The 19,374-nt window shown below is 49.8% G+C and carries 12 protein-coding genes; 9 read left to right on the forward strand and 3 right to left on the reverse strand.

All coding sequences use genetic code 11. The features are described 5' to 3' along the window. Window positions 1–4 precede the first annotated feature (4 nt). The 7 genes from BMZ56_RS19430 to BMZ56_RS19460 all read left to right on the forward strand — a co-directional run bounded on the left by BMZ56_RS19430 (window position 5) and on the right by BMZ56_RS19460 (window position 11,259). On the forward strand, window positions 5–1,567 hold the full coding sequence (locus tag BMZ56_RS19430) for a RagB/SusD family nutrient uptake outer membrane protein (protein WP_090629943.1): 1,563 nt from the start codon (window positions 5–7) through the stop codon (window positions 1,565–1,567). Between the two features lie 15 nt (window positions 1,568–1,582). Then, window positions 1,583–4,345, forward strand: a complete 2,763-nt coding sequence (locus BMZ56_RS19435; protein ID WP_090629597.1) for a DUF1553 domain-containing protein — start codon at window positions 1,583–1,585, stop codon at window positions 4,343–4,345. A 9-nt stretch (window positions 4,346–4,354) separates the two neighbouring features. Further along, complete coding sequence (locus BMZ56_RS19440) at window positions 4,355–5,848, forward strand: DUF1501 domain-containing protein (protein ID WP_090629600.1); 1,494 nt, start codon at window positions 4,355–4,357, stop codon at window positions 5,846–5,848. A 6-nt stretch (window positions 5,849–5,854) separates the two neighbouring features. After that, window positions 5,855–6,763 carry a sugar phosphate isomerase/epimerase family protein gene (locus BMZ56_RS19445; RefSeq protein ID WP_218146622.1) on the forward strand — a complete coding sequence of 303 codons (909 nt, stop codon included), beginning with the start codon at window positions 5,855–5,857 and terminating at the stop codon, window positions 6,761–6,763. After that, window positions 6,763–8,199 carry a c-type cytochrome domain-containing protein gene (locus BMZ56_RS19450; RefSeq protein ID WP_090629604.1) on the forward strand — a complete coding sequence of 479 codons (1,437 nt, stop codon included), beginning with the start codon at window positions 6,763–6,765 and terminating at the stop codon, window positions 8,197–8,199. The genes BMZ56_RS19445 and BMZ56_RS19450 overlap by 1 nt, the downstream gene beginning before the upstream one ends. 84 nt (window positions 8,200–8,283) lie before the next feature. Further along, window positions 8,284–9,591: an acetylxylan esterase gene (locus BMZ56_RS19455; protein WP_090629607.1), complete on the forward strand. Its 1,308-nt coding sequence runs from the start codon at window positions 8,284–8,286 to the stop codon at window positions 9,589–9,591. Between the two features lie 24 nt (window positions 9,592–9,615). Next, window positions 9,616–11,259, forward strand: a complete 1,644-nt coding sequence (locus tag BMZ56_RS19460; RefSeq protein WP_090629609.1) for an FMN-binding glutamate synthase family protein — start codon at window positions 9,616–9,618, stop codon at window positions 11,257–11,259. A 1-nt stretch (window position 11,260) separates the two neighbouring features. Here the strand turns inward: BMZ56_RS19460 and BMZ56_RS19465 are convergent, their stop codons facing one another. Beyond that, on the reverse strand, window positions 11,261–12,838 hold the full coding sequence (locus BMZ56_RS19465; protein WP_090629612.1) for a M20/M25/M40 family metallo-hydrolase: 1,578 nt from the start codon (window positions 12,836–12,838) through the stop codon (window positions 11,261–11,263). Between the two features lie 148 nt (window positions 12,839–12,986). Between BMZ56_RS19465 and lysS the strand changes: the two genes are divergently transcribed. Further along, a complete protein-coding gene (lysS, locus tag BMZ56_RS19470) occupies window positions 12,987–14,705 on the forward strand; it encodes a lysine--tRNA ligase (RefSeq protein ID WP_090629615.1) in 1,719 nt (572 codons plus the stop codon). Window positions 14,706–14,738: 33 nt separating this feature from the next. On the opposite strand, the gene BMZ56_RS19475 is transcribed toward lysS, so the two are convergent. Both BMZ56_RS19475 and BMZ56_RS19480 read right to left on the reverse strand, forming a co-directional pair. Continuing rightward, the gene (locus tag BMZ56_RS19475) at window positions 14,739–15,158 is read right to left on the reverse strand and encodes a SufE family protein (RefSeq protein WP_090629617.1); all 420 of its coding nucleotides are present in this window, start codon (window positions 15,156–15,158) and stop codon (window positions 14,739–14,741) included. A gap of 76 nt (window positions 15,159–15,234) precedes the next feature. Next, a complete protein-coding gene (locus BMZ56_RS19480; protein WP_090629620.1) occupies window positions 15,235–16,476 on the reverse strand; it encodes a cysteine desulfurase in 1,242 nt (413 codons plus the stop codon). Window positions 16,477–16,638: 162 nt separating this feature from the next. Here BMZ56_RS19480 and BMZ56_RS19485 point away from each other — a divergent pair, with 162 nt between their 5' ends. Further along, window positions 16,639–19,371, forward strand: coding sequence for an outer membrane beta-barrel protein (locus BMZ56_RS19485; protein WP_090629622.1), 2,733 nt, complete (start codon window positions 16,639–16,641; stop codon window positions 19,369–19,371). Window positions 19,372–19,374 lie beyond the last annotated feature (3 nt).

A 19,374-nucleotide genomic window follows, 5' to 3' on the forward strand; every position in this document is an offset into this window, starting at 1 on the left:
GGCCATGATGATTCAGCAAATAAAAAAAATAGCGTTTTCCTTGGGTATCTTCCTGATCGCTGCGTGCTCCGAGTTGACCGAGGTTCCCGATTTTATCAATCCCAATACGTTCTATCAATCGGCTGCCGAATTGGAACTGGGCGTAAATGCTGTTTACGACGACTTAAATTCGAGGGGATTCGGATACTTTTACGACCGCTATGTGTTTGAATGCCTGGTAGGCTACCAGGTTGGCTGGGAGAAGGGCCCCCTGCAGTATAATCTTGGAAATGTAGATCCTGCCAATGAATATATTGAGGATTACTGGGGGATCTGTTACCGTTCCATCAACCGGGCCAACGCAGTCATCGAAGTAGCCGATCAACTGGAAGATCCGGGAAACGAAGCGCTGATTCAGCGGTTAAAGGCCGAAGCGATGTTCTTGCGTTCGTTCTACTATTACAGCCTCCTTAGCTACTTCGATAACCCACCGCTTTTGGTGGGGTCCACCCAGAACCTGGACAATCTCCCCTCCAATAGTGGCGGTAAACGTGCGGTATTGGATCAGATTATTGCCGATGCCCGGACCGCCGGTGAGGTATTGCCTGAATCCTATCCGGCTTCGGATGCGGGTCGTGCAACGAAATGGGCCGCTAAGGCGGTGTTGATGAAAGCACATCTCTGGGACGAAAATTGGTCTGCAGCCCGTGAAACCGCGGAAGAGATTATCAGCACGAGCGGCATTCAATTATTTGAAGATTTCAGCCATAATTTTGATTTGGCACACGAGAATCAGGGTGAGCGTATCTTTGAGGCCCAAGTATCGGCTTCTGCAAACCCAAGTGAATACAGTGTGCATTCCGCTCACTTTAATCCCGAGGATTTCCCAAGCCAACTGGGCGGATCAGGCTGGAGCTGGCTGAGTGCCACACAGGAATTCAGGGCGGCCTATCACCCGGATGACAAACGGATTGAAGGAACCTTTATCGAGTCCTATCCGACAGGTCGGCTGGGCCTGGTGAATGGGACGTATCCCGTGGTACATTGGAGTGCAACCGCCGACTATAACCTTTCCCGTTTTGGGGGGGTCGTCAGAGCCGATGCCAATCCCAACGATCCAAAACAGATGGTGTTCGGGAAAGCGTGGTCCGCCAAGCTGACAGAATTGGATAAGCACAATGCGCAAACGGAAAAAAATACGGTTTATATTCGTTTCGCAGATGTACTACTGGGACATAGTGAAGCGTGTAATGAAAATGGACAAGGTGATCCACTTATGGGAATAAATAAAGTCCGTACACGGGCCGGACTGGCGTCACTTCCGACCGGTATGGGACAAGACGAATTACGCGATGCCATCATTCACGAACGCATGCAAGAGTTTGTTTTTGAACAAGTAATGTATGCAGAATTGCGCAGAAAGAGTAAATTTGGAGGATCGCCCGATTATTTAGGAGATCAAATAAGACATTTTTCGGAAAAATACAATCTGGGGCGTACGGTGAAAACAAGTGATTATGTTTTGCCGTTACCTTTAAAAGAGTTGCAGGGTAATCCGAATGTTACCCAAAATCCGGAATGGCAATAACGAAATACATAAATTATGTGGTATAAATCAAAGCTTTTTATCCTTGCGGTTATTGGAGTGGCTGTTGTGCTGGTGGGGGTGTTTAGCCTGTCTTCGGAAGACGAAGTGGATTTCAGCGCTGAGATAAAGCCCATTATTAATAAGCATTGCATCTCGTGCCACGGTGGCGTAAAGAAAAACGGTGGGCTAAGCTTTTTGTTTGAAGAAGAGGCGTTTGCAAAGACCGAATCGGGAAAACCTGCCATTGTACCCGGTGATGCGGAGCATAGTGAACTCATCCGCAGACTAACCGCTGAGGACCCCGAGGAGCGCATGCCCTACGACGCGCCGCCGTTGAGTAAAGAAGAAATTAAGCTGCTGACGCGATGGATCAACCAAGGTGCGAAGTGGGGGGAGCATTGGGCGTATACGCTGCCCAAAGAGGTGGAAGTACCTCGCACGAATTTCGCCTTCGCTTCCCTATGGAACTTCGGGAGCGGTGAGACCCTGCACAGTGATATCGACTACTTTGTCAAGGCCAAACACAAAGAGCGGGGGCTTGAATTTTCGCCGGAGGCCGATCGGGCTATCCTGCTACGCAGGTTGTTTTTAGATCTGGTTGGCCTACCGCCGTCGCCCGAACAGGTGGAAGCGTTTGTGAACGATAAGCGATCGGATGCCTACGACCGGCGTGTTGACAGTTTGCTGGCATCGCCGCACTTTGGCGAACACTGGGCTTCGTGGTGGCTGGATATGGCACGTTATGCGGATACCAAGGGGTATGAAAAAGATCAATCGCGGAGTATTTGGCGGTACCGCGACTGGGTCATTAAGGCATTCAACCACGATATGCCCTTTACCCAATTCACGATTGAACAATTAGCCGGCGACTTGCTTCCGAATGCGTCAAAGGATCAGCTCATCGCGACTGCCTTCCATCGCAACACCATGACCAACGACGAGGGCGGGACAGATGACGAAGAATTCCGTGTAGCAGCGGTCATTGACCGCGTCAATACCACCTATCAGACCTGGTTATCGACCACCATTGAATGTGTGCAATGCCACAGCCACACCTACGATCCCATCAAGTTTGAAGAATATTATGAGTCGTTGGCATTCTTCAATAATACACGCGATGAAGATACACCGGCAGACTATCCAACGCTTCGGTTTTTTAACCAGGAAGACAGCCTGCAGATCGAACAGATCAAACAATGGGTGGGCGAATACGCCAATGCGGATCGGGCGGCAGCCACCGATCGTTTCCTGCACACGCTGGAACCCAAAATCCATGCCCATGCGTGTGATCAGCTGGTCAACGGCGCGTTGGTGGATACCAAATGGCTCGGAATACGCAACGGTGGAAGTGCGCGGATACCCGCTGTCACGGTGAATGACAACGATGTATTCTACCTGAACTATCGAACGGGTACTCCAGGTGGGTTGTTGGAGATGCGATTGGGGAACCTCAATGGGCCCGTGTTGGCGCGGACAAAATTAGCGGTCACTCAGGGTATGCAGACCCTAGCCATCCCGACAACCACTACGCAGGGAAAACACGACATCTACCTGATCTTCCGCAATGCTTCGCTGCCGGCGGGACAGGTTGTCTGCCTCGCCGAATGGATGGCCTTCCGGCAGCCATTGCCGGGTAGCAACAAGGACGGATATGCTGCACTGGATGAAATGTTCCTGGAGCTGGTCAACCGCCAAACACCTTCGGTACCGATCCTCATTGAAAATCCGTCTGAGATGGCCCGCGAAACACCTATTTTTGAGCGTGGAAACTGGTTGGTGCATGGTCCGGTGGTGGAACCGGATGTTCCCGAGTCGCTCAATGATTTCCCCGAGGGCGCGCCCCGTAACCGTCTGGGCTTTGCCCAGTGGCTGGTTAGCGAAGAAAATCCGCTTACCGCCCGTACACTGGTCAATCGCGTCTGGGCACAGCTATTTGGACATGGGATTGTTGAACCGCTCGGCGATATGGGCACACAAAGCGATCCGCCTACGCATCCCGAATTGCTCGATTGGCTTGCCTTGCAATTTATGCATGAAATGGACTGGAGCGTGAAACGCCTGCTGAAAGAACTGGTCACATCCACTACCTATCGGCAATCGTCCGTATTAACCCATGAGACGGCAGAAAAAGATCCCGACAACACCTATTATGCACGTGGACCGCGGTTCCGGCTTTCTGCCGAACAGATCCGCGATCAGGCACTTGCCGTAAGTGGTCTGCTTAGTGATAAAATGTACGGCCCCAGCGTGATGCCCTATCAACCGGAAGGCGTCTGGATGAGTGTTTATAGCGGCGAAAGCTGGAGGACCAGTCCGGGGGAAGATCAGCACCGGAGAGGGATTTACACATTCATCAAACGGACCAGCCCTTACCCTTCTTACATGACATTTGATGCGTCCAGTCGGGAGGTATGCCTGGTAGACCGCATACCGACGAATACGCCACTACAGGCGCTTACCACGCTGAATGATCCGGTGTATATGGAAGCCTCTGTTCACCTGGCCCGACGGATGATCGAAGCCGGAGCGGGGGATATTAGTCGTTCGATCCGGTCAGGATACCGCTATGTGATGCAACGGCCGCTTTCCGACGATAAGCTCGCCGCGCTGGAAAAGCTTTACCAGGAAGCGCATACTCATTACCGCGAACAACCTACGGCGGCCGGTACGTTGATCGGAAAGTCATCCGGCACTGCCGAGGCGGATGCCGCCACGGCGGCGTATACAATGGTGGCCAGCGCGCTGCTCAATCTGGACGAATTCCTTACAAAATCTTAATGAGTGACCATGGATAAATTATTGAAAGAAGTACAGGAAGCCGAATTAAAGGCTGTGACAAGGCGTCATTTTCTGCTGGAATGTGTGGCGGGTGTCGGTACATTGGCCCTGGGATCCATGTTGGGCGGATGTTTTGGTGGGAATACCGGAGGCAAACAAGGGGTGGGATTATCGGCCGATGCCTTGAATCCAATCGCTCCGCGGCTTCCGCATTTCCCCGGGCGCGCCAAAAGCGTCATCTATTTGCACATGGCAGGCGCACCATCGCAATTGGAATTATTTGATTACAAGCCTGAATTGCATAAGCTCCATAATCAGTTATGCCCGCAATCGTTGCTCGAAGGCAAGAAGTTTGCTTTCATCCGTGGCACTCCCAAAATGCTGGGGCCACAAGCGACTTTTCGGCAGTATGGCGAAAGCGGAGCCTGGATATCCAATCTTTTGCCACATTTTACAAAAGTGGCCGATGAGGTAAGTTTCTTAAAGGCCGTTCACACCGATCAGTTCAACCACGGACCCGCACAGCTCTTCATGCACACGGGAAACGCCCGGCTGGGAAGGCCAAGCATCGGATCGTGGGTAACCTATGGGCTGGGTACAGAGAACAGTAACCTGCCAGGCTTTGTTGTGTTGACTTCCGGTGGCAAAACCCCGGATGCCGGAAAAAGCGTATGGGGTAGCGGTTTTCTTCCATCCGTCTATCAAGGGGTGCAATGTAGATCGCATGGTGATCCGGTATTGTATATCAGCGATCCGGACGGAATGAACCGCGACATGAAACGAAAGGCGATTGATGCCATCGGTGCGGTAAACAGGGAGGAATATGCGACGTATAAAGATCCGGAGATCCTGACGCGTATCGCCCAATACGAAATGGCCTACAAAATGCAGGTGGCCGTGCCCGAGGTAATGAACATCAATAATGAGCCTGAATACATCCACGAATTGTATGGTACGCAGCCGGGCAAGGAATCCTTTGCAAATAATTGTCTGTTAGCTCGTAAGCTGGTGGAACAAGGTGTACGCTTCGTACAGCTGTTTGACTGGGGATGGGATAGCCACGGTACAGGCGCGGATACAGCGCTCGATCTGGGTTTCCGGAATAAATGCCGTGAAATCGACCGACCGATGACTGCGTTGTTGTTGGATCTCAAGCAACGGGGATTACTGGATGAAACATTGGTCGTATGGGGCGGCGAATTCGGCCGTACCCCGATGCAGGAAAACCGCGACAACAAGGATATGCCTTTCGCAGGCCGGGATCATCATCCCGATGCGTATACGATATGGATGGCAGGAGGGGGGGTGAAAAAAGGAGTCACTTGGGGAGAAACCGATGAAATCGGCTTCTCGGCTGTTAAGGGTAGCACGTCGGTTCACGATGTCCACGCCACGATGCTGCACCTGCTGGGCTTCGACCACGAGAAGTTGACGTATGAGTTTCAAGGGAGGCCCTTTAGGCTCACCGACGTAGAAGGAAACGTGATCCAGGCACTTATTTGATAATTGATGTTGCGAATACGAATGAAACCTGCCCCTATTTTAATTTATGTGTTGTTCCTGACCTTCGCTGCATCGCTTGCGGTCAACGCCCAGCAATCGGATCTTGCAACCGACATTACGTTCTTCTGCACCGACTGGGGACGGGATGTCCCGTGGGACGAATATTGCAAACGAGTGCGTGACGCAGGTTTCGATGGCATTGAAACCTGGGCTCCCACTGATATTGCGGCGCAGGAGGAGATGCTGAATGCGTTTAAAAAATATAACTTAGCCTATATTTTTCTCTGTACCGGATCGGGTGCCGACTTCAACACGTTTCTTGCCACCTATAAGCAGCGTTTGGAGCATGCAGTTGCCCTTCACCCCGTATCGATCAATAGCCATACAGGGAAAGATCATTTTGATGCGACACAGAACGAAGCGCTGATCAACCTAGCCGATTCAATCAGCCGGGCAAGCGGAGTTCCTATTGCACATGAAACACACCGGGGCCGTTTCAGTTTCGCTGCGCATATTACACAGGAGTACCTCGAGCGATTACCTCATCTGCGGCTCACCTTAGATATTTCACATTGGTGCAATGTTCATGAGTCAATGCTTGACGACCAGCCCGAAGCGGTGTCGCTGGCGCTGCAGCGAACCGATCACATCCATGCACGCATAGGACATCCCGAAGGCCCTCAGGTAAACGATCCCCGTGCTCCCGAATGGGAATCCGTTGTACAGCGTCACCTCGAATGGTGGGACGCCATTGTTGCGGCCCACGGTGAACAACGTAAGCCCTTAACCATTACGACGGAATTTGGTCCGCCGAACTACCTGCCAACGCTGCCTTATACGCGACAGCCAGTAGCTAACCAATGGGATCTTAATAAATACATGCTTGATCTTTTAAAAACCCGTTACGAAAATTGATGGAAAATAACGGTGATTTGCTCCTTTTCCTCGGGAAATGGCATCCGTTGCTGGTGCACCTTCCCATCGGAATGTTATTTATGGCGTTTGTTCTTGCGCTGCTCAGCCGGAAAAAGGCCTATACGTCGCTCGCCCCGGCAATAGCACCCACCTTACTTTTCGGGGCTGCTTCGGCTGTTTTGGCAAGTATTTCAGGATACCTGTTGTCGCTTAGTGGCGGTTATAATGTCCGGACGCTTTCGCTCCATCAATGGATGGGCATCAGTGCGGCACTGGTCAGCGTACTGTGCTGGCTGCTCTATCGCCCCGCTGTTCGTACGAAAGATATACTTTCTCCAATCAGAAAGCTGCGCTTTGCAGTACTTAGCCTGATGGTGGCCCTCCTTTGCATCGCCGGACATTTCGGCGGGACGCTCACGCATGGTGATGGGTACCTGACCGAGGCCATGCCTACTCCGATGCGAAAATTGTTTGGTTGGCAACCGGACGTGTTCACCCTGGAGAATGTCCAGGAGGCGGCCGTTTATGCCGATATTGTCCAACCCATTTTGCAACAGCGGTGCCAAAGTTGCCACGGACCGAAAAAGCAGGAGGGGGAATTGGCGCTGCATACGTTCAACGCATTGATGGAAGGAGGTGAAAGTGGGCAAGCCATCGTGGCCGGCGATACGGTAGGCAGTGAACTTTTCCGGCGGCTCACCTTGCCGGCAGGCGACGAAGACCGCATGCCTCCCAAGGGGCGCACGCCCATCACTGACGATCAGATCCGTCTGATCGCCTGGTGGATCGCTGCCGGTGCACCCGCCGATAAATTGGTGAAAGAACTGGCACGGCCCGAAGAAATCCAACCGATCTTGCTGGCTTTGGAGAGCGGCAATGCAGGCGGTGCTGCCGGCGATGGTTCTGTAGTCGCATACGAAGACATTCCCCCTGCGAAGCAGGAGGTTATAAACAAATTGCTCGCCAAAGGAATCAAGGTGGTACCGGTTGCAGAAGGCAAAAACCAACTGATGGTAAATGCAATAAATTATCCGGCATTCAATGACGATGACCGTGAACTGCTGCTGGGATTGGCTGCCAACATCGCCGAGTTAAAACTGGGAGGGACGCAGATTACAGACGCTACACTTGAGCACCTCGAACAATTCGCCGAGTTGCGGCAGCTCAACCTTGAAAATACCACAATAACCGACGAGGGGATAGCTCACTTGAAGGGATGTGACAAACTATGGTACCTCAATTTGGTCAATACCCAGGTAACAGACGAGGGACTCAAGACGTTGAGCGATCTACCGGAGCTGCGTAGGGTATATCTCTATCAAACCAAGGTGACTACTGAAGGGATCGCATCACTCGTCCAAACTGCACAGGAATTGGAAATAGATACGGGTAACTATCGGTTGCCTGCATTGCCTTCCGACACGATTGTTTATTGAGCTTATTAATTTGGCGATTACAGCCAATCTCACTAACTTTATCGCTTACAATTATTAATCACTTATTGACCCTCGTATAAAACAATGAACAGACTATCCTTTATCCGTTCCGCTTTCGCTATCTGCGGTGCCTTGTTTTTGGCGCTGACGTCATTCGCCCAATCCCGTCCGCCGCATCCCATCCAAGTGCTTGTATCACCCGATAAGCCGGATTGGACATACGCACCCGGTGAGGAAGCAACCTTTACGATACGGATTTTAAAGCATCAGGTTCCGATGGAAGATGTAGCGGTAACATATACCTTGGGGCCGGAGAAGATGCAGCCCGTCAACCAGGGGACGTTGAAGTTGAAAGGAGGTACAGCAACGGTTAAAGGAAAGCTGACCGACCCCGGCTTTTTACGGTGTGAGGCACGGATTACGGTGGATGGCACGGATTATAGGGGGCTGGCGACCGCCGGATATGCCCCGGAAAGTATCCAACCTACGCAAACCCTGCCTGCCGATTTCTGGGAATTCTGGGACCATGCCAAGGCGGAGGCAGCAAAGATGCCATTAGATGCCAAACTGACGCTGCTTCCGGAGCGCTGTACGGAAAGGGCCGACGTTTATCAGGTAAATATCCAGAATTATGAAACAGGGAGCCGTATCTATGGGATACTGGCGAAACCCAAAGCGCCGGGTAAGTATCCCGCCGTATTGCAGGTGCCGGGTGCCGGCATCCGGCCGTATTACGGAATTGTTGATCTAGCAGAAAAAGGAGTGATCACGCTGCAAGTTGGTATTCATGGTATTCCGGTGATTTATGAAACGGGTCTGTACGATGATCTTCGCGCTGCGGCATTGAAGAACTATCAGTTCTTTAATATGGACGACAGAAACCAGTATTATTATAAGCGGGTTTACCTGGGTTGTGTACGTGCGATTGACTATCTCTTTTCGCTTCCTGAATTTGATGGCAGTACATTGGCGGTTTGGGGAGGAAGTCAAGGAGGAGCGTTGTCTATCGTGACCACTGCATTGGATAACCGCGTGAAATATTTGGTATCGCTGTATCCGGCACTCTGTGACCTCACAGGGTACTTACACGGCCGCGCGGGCGGCTGGCCGCATATGTTTAACGAGTCCAATGCGCCTTTCATGGCCAAGGATGATAAAATTAAAGTTTCTGCCTACTACGACGTGGTCAATTTCGCAAAGTCTGTCAAAGTGCCAGGCTTCTACACCTGGGGATATAACGACGAGACCTGTCCGCCTACCTCGTTTTATTCGGCATATAACCAAATTAAAGCACCCAAGGAATTATTTTTGATGCAGGAAACCGGGCATTGGACATTTCCCGAACAGCAGACGAAAATACAGGAATGGTTGCTGAAGCAGTTGGTTAAGTGATAAAATTCCCCCATCTTTGAGGGTATGCGAAAGAAATTCAGTTACGGAGCCTGCCTTTTGGTAGCCTGCCTCGTGTTGGTAAGTGTTTGGTGGCCGCCTATTCTTTGGAGTTTTGTAGTTGTCGGTCCGCTGATTCTTTTGGGGGTGTTGGACATGATCCAAACCAAACAAGCGATCCGGCGGAACTTTCCCTTGTTTGGGCGATTGCGATACCTGTTTGAGAGCATACGCCCGGAGATCCAACAATATTTTGTGGAGAGTGACACGACCGGACGCCCGTTCAGCAGGATGTTCCGGAGTGTGATTTACCAGCGATCCAAGCGGGTCTTGGATACAACGCCTTTCGGCACCCAATTGGACGTATATGACAATAATTACGAATGGCTGAGCCATAGCATCGGTGCGCTCGACTATTTCAAGATCAACGAACATCCCCGCGTAACCGTAGGTGGGCCGGAATGTGAAAAGCCTTATTCAAGCAGTGTCTTCAATATATCGGCTATGAGTTATGGGTCGTTGAGCAAAAATGCTGTCATGGCATTGAATGAAGGAGCAAAAATCGGTGGTTTTTACCACAATACCGGAGAAGGCGGACTCACCGACTACCATTTGGAGGGTGGAGGAGATGTAGTTTGGCAAATCGGGACGGGTTACTTTGGATGCCGGCACCCGGATGGCAATTTCAATCCGGAAGCTTTTGCCCAAAAGGCGGTACATCCCCAGGTAAAAATGATCGAGATAAAACTGTCCCAGGGAGCAAAGCCAGGGCACGGCGGTATCCTTCCGGCCGTGAAGGTTACGGCCGAAGTTGCCCGTATACGTTTGGTTCAGGTCGGTAAGGAGGTCGATTCTCCTCCTTACCATCGGGCGTTCTCGACGCCATTGGGCTTACTGGATTTCGTTAAGCAATTGCGTACCCTCTCCGAGGGTAAGCCGGTAGGGTTTAAGTTATGTATTGGCCATCGCAGTGAATTTGTAGCGATCTGCAAAGCGATGGTTCAAACGGGCATTTACCCTGATTTCATTACGGTAGACGGGGGAGAAGGCGGAACGGGTGCGGCACCGCTGGAATTTTCTAATTCCGTAGGTATGCCATTACGAGATGCACTCGCATTTGTCTACGATTGCCTAACGGGATTCGGCCTCAAACGTCACATTAAAATCATCGCATCGGGTAAGATCGCCACAGGATTCGACCTCGTGAAAAATTTTGCACTCGGTGCTGATATTTGCAACAGTGCGCGTGGGATGATGATGGCGCTTGGCTGTATACAGGCCTTGGAATGCCACGCGAATACCTGCCCGACGGGCGTAGCCACGCAGGATCCTGCACTGGTAAAAGGATTGGTGGTAACAGAAAAGAAGGTGCGGGTAGCTAATTTCCACCACGAAACCGTGAAAAGCGCAGGCGAGCTCATGGGAGCGGCGGGAATTAAACATCCCGATCAGATACATCGGGTATACATACATCGCAGGGTGTCTCCAAATAAGATTGAGACTTACCTCGATTCTTATCCATATATTCCCAGTAGTAGCTTACTGCAACCCCCTTATCCAAAATCGTTTGAACTGCTGATGAAAATCAGCCGTCCGGACTCATTTGAACCTGATTTCTCGGATATCGATTTTGTGGAATATGCATGGGCGAAGAAGCCGATGACGGGGTAACTCAATACCCTACGCCTGTGCGCCGAGGCTGCCGAATCACCGGCCATTGCCCAGGTTGACCCTCTCTGCCCAGCGGCATGATACGTTTTTCACGATTGACCAATTCGGGTTCTTCACTTGCCTTGTACGCAAGCGTAGCGATAAGGATCACGTTGTCACGCAAGTCGTCAAAAATGAGCTTATCATAGGTGTCTAAATTGGTGTGCCAGGTAATCGTACTGTAGCCCCAAGAAAGCGAGCTCATCATGAACGCCGGTATGCCAGCTGCAGTAAACGAGGCATGGTCAGACCCACCGGTGCTAGGAGAACCGGGAAAATGGGTTTTAATATCCGCTGTGATGTTGCGGGGCGCGGCAGCCAGCCAACGGCCCATGAAATCGTAAGCATGAAGGAAACCCGATCCGTCAATGTTTGCCACCCGGCCGGTGCCGTTATCTTGATTGAAGACGGCCTGGGTTTTCTCGACGATATCGGAATGATCCAATACAAATGCACGAGAACCATTCAATCCTTGCTCCTCACTCCCCCAATGGCCAATTAATATGGTACGCTTAGGATTGGGGTATACTTTTTTCAGGATGCGGGCGATTTCCATCATCGTAATGGTGCCGGTGCCATTGTCGGTGGCGCCGGACCCGCCTTCCCACGAGTCGAAGTGGGCTGAAAGGATCACGTATTCATCCGGTTTTTCGGTTCCTTTGATTTCGGCAATGGTATTGAAGGTAGGTACGGTACCCAAGTCTTTGGAGTCGGTTTCTACCTGAATGCGGGGTTTGTGTCCGTTTTCGGCCAGCCGATAAAGGATTCCATAGTCTTCTAACGAAATATCAAGTGAAGGAACTATGGTGGTACGTGCACCAAAAATCTTGTTCGAGCCAAACTCGCGCGACCAATAACACTGAAGGATTCCTGCAGCACCTGCTTCTTCCAATATCCGGGGCAACGAATTGCTGGAAATCCCCATAGTTTGTATGTTTTGGTTCCAGGCCTCCGTCAGTGAGTCACGTTCTTTTTTCATCCGTTCCACAGACTCCGGTCGGCCAAACTCTTCCCAGTTGTGATCGGGCCTGCCAGTGGGCTGGGGCATGGATACCAGTACATACTTCCCTTTGACGGTAGGTAACCATGCTTGGAAAGCCTGCGAATCTTTCACATTGGGCAGCGTGATGACCTCGCCTTCCACTGCTTTTCCCCCGGTGGTTGGGCTCCATGCCAATTGGGTGCCTGCCAAGGTTTTCACCCGGGGATAGGTCATGTCGATATGGGAAATGCCGCGGTCCCATCCGCGCCACTCGCCGAATTCTTCATACCTTGCTTCGATACCCCAATCTTTATATTTAGACACCGCCCATTCGTGCGCATGTTTCATCTGGGGTGTGCCGACCAAACGGGGACCCACTACATCCAATAGTTCATGGGCCAACTGTTTCAGTTGTGAGTTGTGGTGTGCTTCGTTCACAATCTGTTGTACCACCGGATCCAATTGCTGTTCCGATGGCGCCCATTGTGCGTGTACAGCTGATGGAAGTAGGCCAATGGCCAATAGTAAACTAAAGATTGCATAATTCATGTGCTTCATGTCGTTTCATTTAACGGTTACCTTGCTACAAAGAAACAATTTATTTCAATGAAACTGCCATTGAAAGTATCGTGATAATGACTTTTACAAAAAGGCGGATTGCATATAATTTCCATTTTAGCTATGTTTGCCGCTTAATTTATACCAGATGAACACCGTCTTATCTGAACAGGAATTGCAACGCAGGGATGCGTTGGCCAAATTGGAAGCACTGGGAATCGATCCTTATCCGGCCGAGGCTTTCGAAATTAACGCCACAGCCAACGATATTTTAACAAATTATGAGCGTGATAAGCTCAACTATAAAACGATCAGCATTGCGGGTAGAATGATGAGCCGCCGTGTGATGGGTAACGCCTCTTTCATCGAGTTGCAGGATGCTACCGGACGGATCCAGGCGTATCTAAAACGCGACGATCTCTGCCCGGGCGAGGATAAAACGCTTTACAACACCGTTTTCAAAAAATTGCTCGACATCGGTGATTTTCTTGGTATCAAGGGATTTGTGTTCACCACCAACTCCGGAGAAATCTCCATTCACGTCCAAGAGCTTACCTTGCTGGCGAAGTCATTAAAACCCCTACCAGTCGTTAAATCTGCCGATGGCAAGACCTTTGATGCGGTAACGGATCCTGAATTCCGGTACCGGCAGCGTTATGTAGATCTGGTGGTCAATCCGCAGGTGCGCGAAACATTTGTGAAAGTATCCAAGGTAAAGACTGCCATCCGGGACTTTCTGAACGAACGTGGTGCCCTGGAAGTGGATACACCGGTATTGCAGAGCATTCCCGGTGGGGCAGCTGCAAGACCGTTCACCACACATCACAATGCGCTCGACATCCCATTGTATCTGCGCATCGCCAACGAACTTTATCTCAAACGGCTCATCGTTGGCGGATACGATTGGGTATATGAATTTAGCCGGAATTTCCGTAATGAAGGGATGGACCGGACACACAATCCGGAATTTACCGTGTTGGAGTTTTATGTCGCCTATAAAGATTACCAATGGATGATGGATATCACAGAAAAGCTTTTCGAGCGGGTGGCCATCGCAACCAACGGAGCAACATCCTTACAGGTGGGCGATAAAGCCATCAATTTCGCAGCTCCCTATCCCCGCGTAAGTATCTACGATGCCATCAAGGAACATACTGGTTTTACGGTTGATGGGTTGGACGAAGCAGGTTTGCGCAATGTATGCAAGCAATTGGGTATTCCTACAGACGAAAGTATGGGCAAGGGAAAGCTAATTGACGAAATTTTTGGGGAGAAGTGTGAACACCATTATATACAGCCTACCTTTATCATCGACTATCCGGTTGAGATGAGTCCACTCACCAAAAAACACCGCAGCAAACCTGGTTTGGTGGAACGGTTCGAATTGATGATCAATGGCAAGGAACTGGCCAACGCCTACAGCGAATTGAATGACCCCATCGACCAGCGGGCCCGCTTTGAAGAGCAGCTCCAGTTGATGGAGCGGGGCGACGATGAAGCGATGTTCATCGACCATGACTTCCTTCGGGCATTGGAATATGGTATGCCTCCCACCGCAGGTATCGGTATCGGCATCGATCGACTGGCCATGTTAATGACCAATCAGCAAAGCATCCAGGATGTGCTTTTCTTCCCACAGATGCGTCCGGAAAAAGTAGTGAAGCAAGCGAGCGTTGCAGACTATCAGGCACAGGGAGTACCGGAAGAGTGGGTGCCTGTATTGCAGAAGATGGGACTTACAACCATGGAAACGTTGAAAGCAGCCAATCCGAATAAAGTTTTCAATGATCTCGGAGGCTTACGCAAAAAGATGAAACTGGAAATCCCCATGCCGACGAAGGATGAGGTGTTGAAGTGGTTTGAATAGTTGGAAATTGAAAATGAGAAAATATGCTCATTTTCAATTTTTCACGGTGAGCGCTACCGCATATAGTTTCATCTGTTTGACCATCGACAGCAGACCGTTGGCGCGTGTTGGCGAAAGGTGTTCCTTCAATCCTATTTGATCGATGAAATAGAGTTCACTGGAAGCTATTTCCTCAGGTGTGTGTTCGGATAATACCTTGATCATCAATCCTACCAATCCTTTGGTGATGATGGCGTCGCTGTCGGCGGTGAAAATTACCTTTCCGTTTTGATAATCGGCATGCAGCCACACCTTTGACTGACATCCCTTAATAAGGTACTCATCTTTTTTGTAGCTGTCCTCAATCAGCGGCAATTCTTTGCCTAATTGGATGAGGTATTCGTATTTGGCCATCCAATCTTCAAAGAAAGCAAAATCATCAATTAATTCATCCTGTATTTCGTTTATGGTCATTTTTGGAGCTATGAGATTTGAGACATTGGCCGTCAGCTATTCGCTTTCAGACATTGGCTATCAGAATGGGTTTGTCTTACAATAGCATCGTAGCTGCCCGCCGGACCGCGGCAACCAGTATATCCATTTCTTCGCGGGTATTATACATCGCGATGGAAGCCCGTACGGTACCGGGAATATTAAACCGGTCCATGAGTGGTTGCGTGCAATGATGACCCGTACGTACGGCGATACCTAATTTATCCAGAATCACACCTACATCGTAGGGATGGACGCCATCCAGCAGAAACGAGATGACGCTTGATTTTTCTTTTGCCGTACCTACTAGGCGTAAGCCGGGTATTTCAAGTAGCTGGCTCGTGGCATATTTCAGGAGGTCGTATTCATACGAGGCAATGTTGTCCAGTCCCAGCTCCGTGATGTAATCCAGAGCATGCGTCAAGCAGATGCCCGCCTCGATATTGGGTGTACCCGCTTCAAACTTAAATGGCAATTCGTTATACGTAGTTTTAGCGAAGGTCACTTCCTTGATCATCTCGCCCCCGCTTTGATAGGGAGGCATGGCGTTGAGCCATTTTTCTTTTCCATAAAGTACGCCAACACCCGTGGGACCGTACATCTTATGGCCGGAAAATGCCAAGAAATCCACATCTAATGCCTGCACATCTATCGCTATGTGCTGGATGGCCTGTGCGGCGTCCAACAATACGGGCGCGCCGACGGCGTGTGCCAATGCAACGATCTCCTTCACTGGGTTGATCGTTCCGAGTGCGTTGGATACATACGTCATGGCAACCATCTTCGTGCGTTCGTTCAACAAAGACCGATAGGTCTCCATATCCAACTCTCCGGCATCATTGACGGGAACCACATGCAGGATAGCCCCGCGTTCTTCGCAAAGAATTTGCCAGGGTACGATGTTGGAATGATGTTCCATGGCTGAGATAATTAGCTCATCTCCGGTGTTGACAAATGCCTTGCCGTAACAACTAGCTACTAGGTTAATGCTTTCGGTAGTTCCCTTCGTGAGAATGATCTCATGCTCGTGCGTTGCATTAATAAAAGGCTGCAATTTCCGGCGTGTCACCTCAAAAGCATCCGTTGCCAGCTGGCTTAAATGATGCACACCCCGATGCACATTGCTATTCAGCTGCGTGTAATAGTTTACGATTGCGTCAATTACCTGACGGGGCTTTTGCGTAGTGGCCCCATTATCAAGATATACTAAAGGTTTGCCGTTAACGGTACGGGTAAGGATAGGAAAGTCTTTCCGGACCCTATCAACGTCAAACCGCTCCAATACTGCTGTCCGTTCCATAGGATACAAAGGTACGAGTAATTTGGTTAGGTTTTGCATGTTGCTGACTTAACAGTAATTTTACATAACGAAGCCGTGACAAGCCTGACTTAACGACATATTTCATCAATGGCGGTCTGATATTTGTGCATTTGCCCGCAGATACTAAAATAATATTCATTAATGAAATACCTATTTTTTGCGGTACTGCCGTTTCTTTGTATTCAATTCGTCCAAGCACAACAGTACCGCATCCAAGGGCGGGTATTTGCCGCCAATGATAGTGTTCCCTTTCCGAATGCGACCGTCTCTTTATTATATAAAACGGATTCACCGGCTGTCAGTGAAGCTGTAAGCCGTATGGATGGCACGTTTGAGTTGAAAGCGATTAACACGGGAGCATACGTGTTACGCATACAATACCTTGGATACGAAAATACCGAGAAGCCGATAAACGTGACCGGTAATACGAATGTAGGTTCCCTGTACCTTAGCGAGGGAGCTCAGTTATTGGATGAGATAACCATTTTAGGTCGGCCCCCCGTCGGTAAACAGCGCGGCGACACCATTCAATTCAATGCGGCTGCATTCCAGACTATGAAAGATGCTACGGCACAGAATCTGATCGAAAAAATGCCCGGGATGGGCAGTGAAGATGGTAACTTACAGGCACAAGGCGAAAATATTGTGCAAATTTTGGTAGATGGTAAACCCTTTTTTGGTACGGACGTCAAGGCTGCCTTGCAAAACCTGCCCGCAGAAATTATCCAAAGTGTCGAAGTATATGATAAACTTAGCGATAAGGCCGAATTAAGTGGGTTTGACGACGGGGAACGTCAAAAAACCATCAACATTATTACCAAACCCAATAGTCGGCGGGGACTTTTTGGTAAATCTTCAGCCGGATATGGCGATGGCGACCGCTATTTGGTAGGTGCGAGCATCAATGCGTTCAATGAGCAACAGCGGCTTACGATAACCGGGCTAACCAATAATATCAATGCGGTTGACTATTCAGCGGATCCGAACAGTCAGGGGGAGGTAAACCCGCAAAACGGTATCATCAATACCAATCGCATCGGATTAAACTATACGGACACGTGGGGTGAAAAGGTGGAAATCAACGCCAGTTATCTTTTCAACCATCGCAAGAACATCGGTGAGGCATCGCTTTTCCGTAAGTATGTGCTTCCCGATGACGACGGACAGCGCTATACCGAGTCGAGTACCAATACCCGTCGAAACATGGATCACCGATTTAACATGCGTTTCGAGTACCAGATCGATAGCAACAACCGCATTTTATTCCTGCCCAATTTCTCAGCGGAAACAGACAAAGAGAATAGTTTTTTTACCGGAAATACGTTGGCAGATTCGGGACCGGTAAATCAGACGGAAAATCATCGACAGGCAGATAATTCGGACATAGATTTCAATAGCCGGCTTTATTACAGCCATCGGTTTGCCAAAAAGGGTCGAAGCCTGCGGCTGGGTTTGGAAACCGGCGACCACCGAAACGATGACGATGCCGACCGGCAAACGGAAAATGTGTTTTATGATCCCGCTGAACGACTCGAAACCATCAACCAGCAAATCGTGCGGGCCCGCAAAGGGTTCGACTGGGAGGCCAGCGCCGGCTATACCGAGCCGATTGGCAAACGCGGCATGGTTGAATTAGAATACGAAGTGGGTAAGCGGAATAATGACTCAGACCAGCTTACTTACGATACGGACGAAATGGGGACACGGCTGCGTCTCGATACGGCGCTCAGCAACACCTTCAATAGCAAATATTTGACACAGGAAGCAGAAATAGGCTACCAATATAAGGGCGAGAAACTGCGTGCGCAGGTGGAGGCGGAATTTCAGCTTGCCAAGTTGGCGAATGACCAAGAGTTTCCAGCCATGTTTGATCTGCAACGTACCTTCCGAAGCGTATTACCATCGGTACGGCTGGATTACAAATTTACCGATTCCAAAAATCTGGAATTTGATTACGACGCGCGTACCAATGCGCCCGGTATTGGCGATCTGCAGGCGGTTATTGATAATTCGAATCCCCTGCATTTGCGTACGGGAAATCCGGACCTCGATCAATCGTATAGCAATCGCTTCAGCCTGAGGTACCGTAGCTACAATCCCGAAACGGAGCGAAGTTTCTTTGCGATGATACGTTCTACGGTTACCGATAACAACGTAGTTACACATACCACCATCGCCCAAGAGCCGATCGAACTGGCAGATGGAATTGTGTTGGAACGAGGGTCCCAACTTTCCCGCCCCGTTAACCTCGACGGCTATTGGGACCTCCATTCTTTTTTCCATTATGGACTGCCGGTGCGTTTCCTTCCGTCCAATTTCAATTTCTACGGAGGAATTCGCTACAGTCATAGTCCGGGGATGATCAATGAACAAATCAATACAGTCAATACGACCCGCTTTTTTGGCGGCGTTTCGCTGAGCAGCAACATCAGCGACCGGATTGATTTTAACATCTGGAGCCGTTCTGGATACAACATAGCCGAAAATTCATTACAGCCCACACTCAACACGAATTTTTTCAATCAAAATACCCACATTAATTACAATTGGATTCTCTGGCAGAACTTGGTGTACCGGTTAGACCTGAACCATCAATTCAATACCGGACTTTCCGAAGGATATGACAACAGCATTTTTCTGGTCAATATGGCCATCGGTAAGAAATTTCTTCGAAGCGAACGTGCTGAGGTGAGCCTGAATGTCTATGATTTATTTGGCCAGAATAATAACATTCGGCGAGACATCACTGAAACGTATATCCAGGACTCACAATCGAACGTATTACAACGGTATTTTATGTTGAGTCTTACCTATAACATCCGTTATTTTGCGCGCGGAACGACGATGAAAGACTACGAAGAGCTATACAATTGATGC

The organism is Parapedobacter indicus (genome assembly GCF_900113765.1).
Classification (GTDB): domain Bacteria; phylum Bacteroidota; class Bacteroidia; order Sphingobacteriales; family Sphingobacteriaceae; genus Parapedobacter; species Parapedobacter indicus.

Bases quoted from the DNA above. Each gene is read 5' to 3' on its own strand.
- BMZ56_RS19450 (WP_090629604.1), top strand. From the start codon at position 6,763: ATGGAAAATAACGGTGATTTGCTCCTTTTCCTCGGGAAATGGCATCCG.
- BMZ56_RS19475 (WP_090629617.1), bottom strand. From the start codon at position 15,158: ATGACCATAAACGAAATACAGGATGAATTAATTGATGATTTTGCTTTC.
- BMZ56_RS19465 (WP_090629612.1), bottom strand. From the start codon at position 12,838: ATGAAGCACATGAATTATGCAATCTTTAGTTTACTATTGGCCATTGGC.
- BMZ56_RS19460 (WP_090629609.1), top strand. From the start codon at position 9,616: ATGCGAAAGAAATTCAGTTACGGAGCCTGCCTTTTGGTAGCCTGCCTC.
- BMZ56_RS19485 (WP_090629622.1), top strand. From the start codon at position 16,639: ATGAAATACCTATTTTTTGCGGTACTGCCGTTTCTTTGTATTCAATTC.
- BMZ56_RS19440 (WP_090629600.1), top strand. From the start codon at position 4,355: ATGGATAAATTATTGAAAGAAGTACAGGAAGCCGAATTAAAGGCTGTG.
- BMZ56_RS19455 (WP_090629607.1), top strand. From the start codon at position 8,284: ATGAACAGACTATCCTTTATCCGTTCCGCTTTCGCTATCTGCGGTGCC.
- lysS (WP_090629615.1), top strand. From the start codon at position 12,987: ATGAACACCGTCTTATCTGAACAGGAATTGCAACGCAGGGATGCGTTG.
- BMZ56_RS19445 (WP_218146622.1), top strand. From the start codon at position 5,855: ATGTTGCGAATACGAATGAAACCTGCCCCTATTTTAATTTATGTGTTG.
- BMZ56_RS19430 (WP_090629943.1), top strand. From the start codon at position 5: ATGATGATTCAGCAAATAAAAAAAATAGCGTTTTCCTTGGGTATCTTC.
- BMZ56_RS19480 (WP_090629620.1), bottom strand. From the start codon at position 16,476: ATGGAACGGACAGCAGTATTGGAGCGGTTTGACGTTGATAGGGTCCGG.
- BMZ56_RS19435 (WP_090629597.1), top strand. From the start codon at position 1,583: ATGTGGTATAAATCAAAGCTTTTTATCCTTGCGGTTATTGGAGTGGCT.